The organism is Mycobacterium sp. TH-M15, from assembly GCF_057473705.1.
On the sequence record NZ_JBYCLB010000241.1, the window covers coordinates 1 to 2,399 of the forward strand.

The 2,399-nt window shown below is 70.5% G+C and carries 4 protein-coding genes and 1 pseudogene; 2 read left to right on the plus strand and 3 right to left on the minus strand.

Annotated elements, in window-relative coordinates; all coding sequences use genetic code 11:
* Window positions 1-250, minus strand: a 250-nt coding sequence (locus AC2VNT_RS05715; RefSeq protein WP_486945933.1) for a trehalase-like domain-containing protein, incomplete at its 3' end; no start/stop codon positions are given.
* 15 nt (window positions 251-265) lie between these two features.
* A complete protein-coding gene (locus AC2VNT_RS05720) occupies window positions 266-730 on the minus strand; it encodes a GatB/YqeY domain-containing protein (protein ID WP_486945934.1) in 465 nt (154 codons plus the stop codon).
* Between the two features lie 106 nt (window positions 731-836).
* On the opposite strand from AC2VNT_RS05720, the pseudogene AC2VNT_RS05725 reads away from it, so the two are divergent.
* Together AC2VNT_RS05725 and AC2VNT_RS05730 are read left to right on the plus strand one after the other, a co-directional pair.
* Window positions 837-1,377, plus strand: a pseudogene (locus AC2VNT_RS05725) (hypothetical protein); the annotation flags it as partial.
* A gap of 9 nt (window positions 1,378-1,386) precedes the next feature.
* The gene (locus tag AC2VNT_RS05730) at window positions 1,387-2,088 is read left to right on the plus strand and encodes a PadR family transcriptional regulator (RefSeq protein ID WP_486945935.1); all 702 of its coding nucleotides are present in this window, start codon (window positions 1,387-1,389) and stop codon (window positions 2,086-2,088) included.
* Between the two features lie 2 nt (window positions 2,089-2,090).
* Here AC2VNT_RS05730 and AC2VNT_RS05735 read toward each other — a convergent pair.
* Window positions 2,091-2,399: HNH endonuclease family protein (locus AC2VNT_RS05735; protein ID WP_486945936.1), on the minus strand; the 309-nt coding region annotated here is incomplete at its 5' end.

The following is a 2,399-nucleotide window of genomic DNA, read 5'->3' on the forward strand; positions in this document are numbered from 1 at the left end:
CGCCGTCGACGTCCCACTCGGTCTCCATGATCAGCGTGTCGTCGCGGTAGCCGCGCCGGGTCGCCGGGCCGCCGCCGGCCGGTGCGATCCGCCAGTAGCCGGCCGACGCGTCGTGCAGCAGCGCCGCGAAACATGCGCCGGAGTCGAACCGGGGCAGGCATAGCCAGTCGATGCTGCCGTCCCGGCCCAACAGCGCCGCGGTGTGCAGATCACCGAGCAGCGCGTAGTCCTCGATCCGTGCCGCCCCCATCAGCCGGATTCCGGATTACAGCCGGTCCTTGACCGCGGCCGCCAGCCGTGACCCATCCACTTTGCCGGCGGCGATCGCGGTGGCCGCCTTCATCACCAGGCCCATCTGCTTCTGCCCGGGCCGTTCGCCGAGCTCCTCGGCGACCTGGGCCAGCGCCGTGTCGACCACGTCGGCCAGCTCGGCCTCGGTCAGCGGCGTCGGCAAGTACTCGTCGATGATCCGTGCCTCGGCGTGCTCTTCGGCGGCCAGCTCGCCGCGGCCGTTCTCGGTGTAGATCTCGGCGGCGTCCGCCCGCTTCCGGGCCTCCTTGGCCAGCACCTTGAGCACTTCGTCGTCGGAGAGCTCGCGGGCCTGCTTGCCGGAGACCTCCTCGGCTTGGATCGCCGCGAGCAGCATCCGCAACGTCGCGGTGCGCAACTTGTCCTGTGCCTTCATGGCGGCGGTCAGGTCGGCGCGCAACCGGGATTTGAGTTCTGCCATGTCGGGTAACGCTACGCTCGGCTGCCGCGGTGCCCGCAGCGCGGCACGCCGCCGTCGACAATCCCAGCCGACGTCGACAGGTTGGGCCCATGACCGAGAGATCCGGCCGCCGGTGATCTGCAGCCTGCTGTCGACCCGGGGGAAGGCTCGGCGGCCTGTTCGCCGGCACCATGGCGATCAGCGAACGCGGCGCCCGCCCGGAACCGCCGCCGATCATGTCTCCGGGCCTGGCCTGGTGGGCGTCGTCGCTGCAGCTTTCAGCGCTGCCCGGAGACGGCGGCGCTGGCCCGCCAGTTCCGCTCCCGGGAACGACAGCTCGACCCGCGGCCGCGCGATCGATGAGCTACCGGATCGCCGGCCGGGTGTTGACCCAGATATCGCCGCCGCCACCTCTGGGCGCACCGCCATCGCTGGTACTGGCGGCCGTGCTGGGCGAGCGGCACCGGCGCGCACTGGCCCGGGTGCAAGCCGCGTGGCAGCGCGGCGCGCCGGGGCCCGGGCCGGTGGCAGGGCCGCCGACCGTGTCACGTCACCGGCGACAACCGGGCTCGCACCACCAGGCTGGCCCCATGGGTTGCTTATCGATAGTTTCCGATATATCGTCTACATATCGAATAAATGCCGGTTCCTCCGGCCCAGAGAACTAGAGGTAACGAATGAACATCCCTGCCGGTCCGCACGGCGGACCCTTCCAGCACCCACACACCGGCGGTTTCGGCTTCGCCCCGCCGGACCGGCGCAGCCTGCATCAGGCCAAGCGCCAGGCCAAACGTGAACTACTCGGACAGCTGCGCGCCCACGGCGCCGGGTTCGGCGCGGACCTCGGTCCTGGGTTCGGCCCCGGGTTCGGCGGCGGTCCCGGCTTCGGCTTCGGGTTCGGCCCCGGACCGCGTGGCCGGCGGCGTGGACACGACCGTGGCCGGCGCGGTGGCGACGTGCGCGCCGCGATCCTGGCGCTGCTGGCCGAACGGCCGATGCACGGCTACGAGATGATCCGGCAGATAGCCGAGCGCAGCCAGGGCCTATGGCGGCCGAGCCCAGGATCGGTGTACCCGACGCTGCAGCTGCTCGTCGACGAGGGACTGATCGTCGGCAATGAGACGCAGGGCAGCAAACGGCTCTTCGAGTTAACCGAGAGCGGCCGTGCCGCCGCCGAGGAGGTCGAGACGCCGCCGTGGCAGGAGATCACCGAGGACGTCGACCCTGTCCATGCCAGCCTTCGGACGGCGGCCGGCCAGCTGTTCGGCGCGGTCGCGCAGGCCGCGCAGGCCGCTAATTCCGAACAGCAGCAACGCATCGTCGACATCGTGAACCGCGCCCGCCGCGAGGTGTACACGATCCTCGGCGAATCCGACTGAGCTCAGCAGGACTGCAACACCCGGCGCATCGCGGTCTTCTCGTTGCGTGACACCCACAGGTGGTAGGCCGTCTTCACGGTGATCTGCCGAGCGACGAACTCGCACCGGTAGCCGGTGTTCGGCGGCAGCCACCCGGCCGCATCCCGGAATGCCTTGTCGATGTTTGCTTGCCCGCTGACCGCCAACAGGTTACGCGGGTCGTTGGCGAAGGCGCGGCGGCGGGCAGGCTCCCAGGTGCGAGCGCCTTTGTACCAGGCGTCGGCCAGCGCCACGACATGGTCGATCTGCACGGTCTCCGAGCTCTCCGGCCC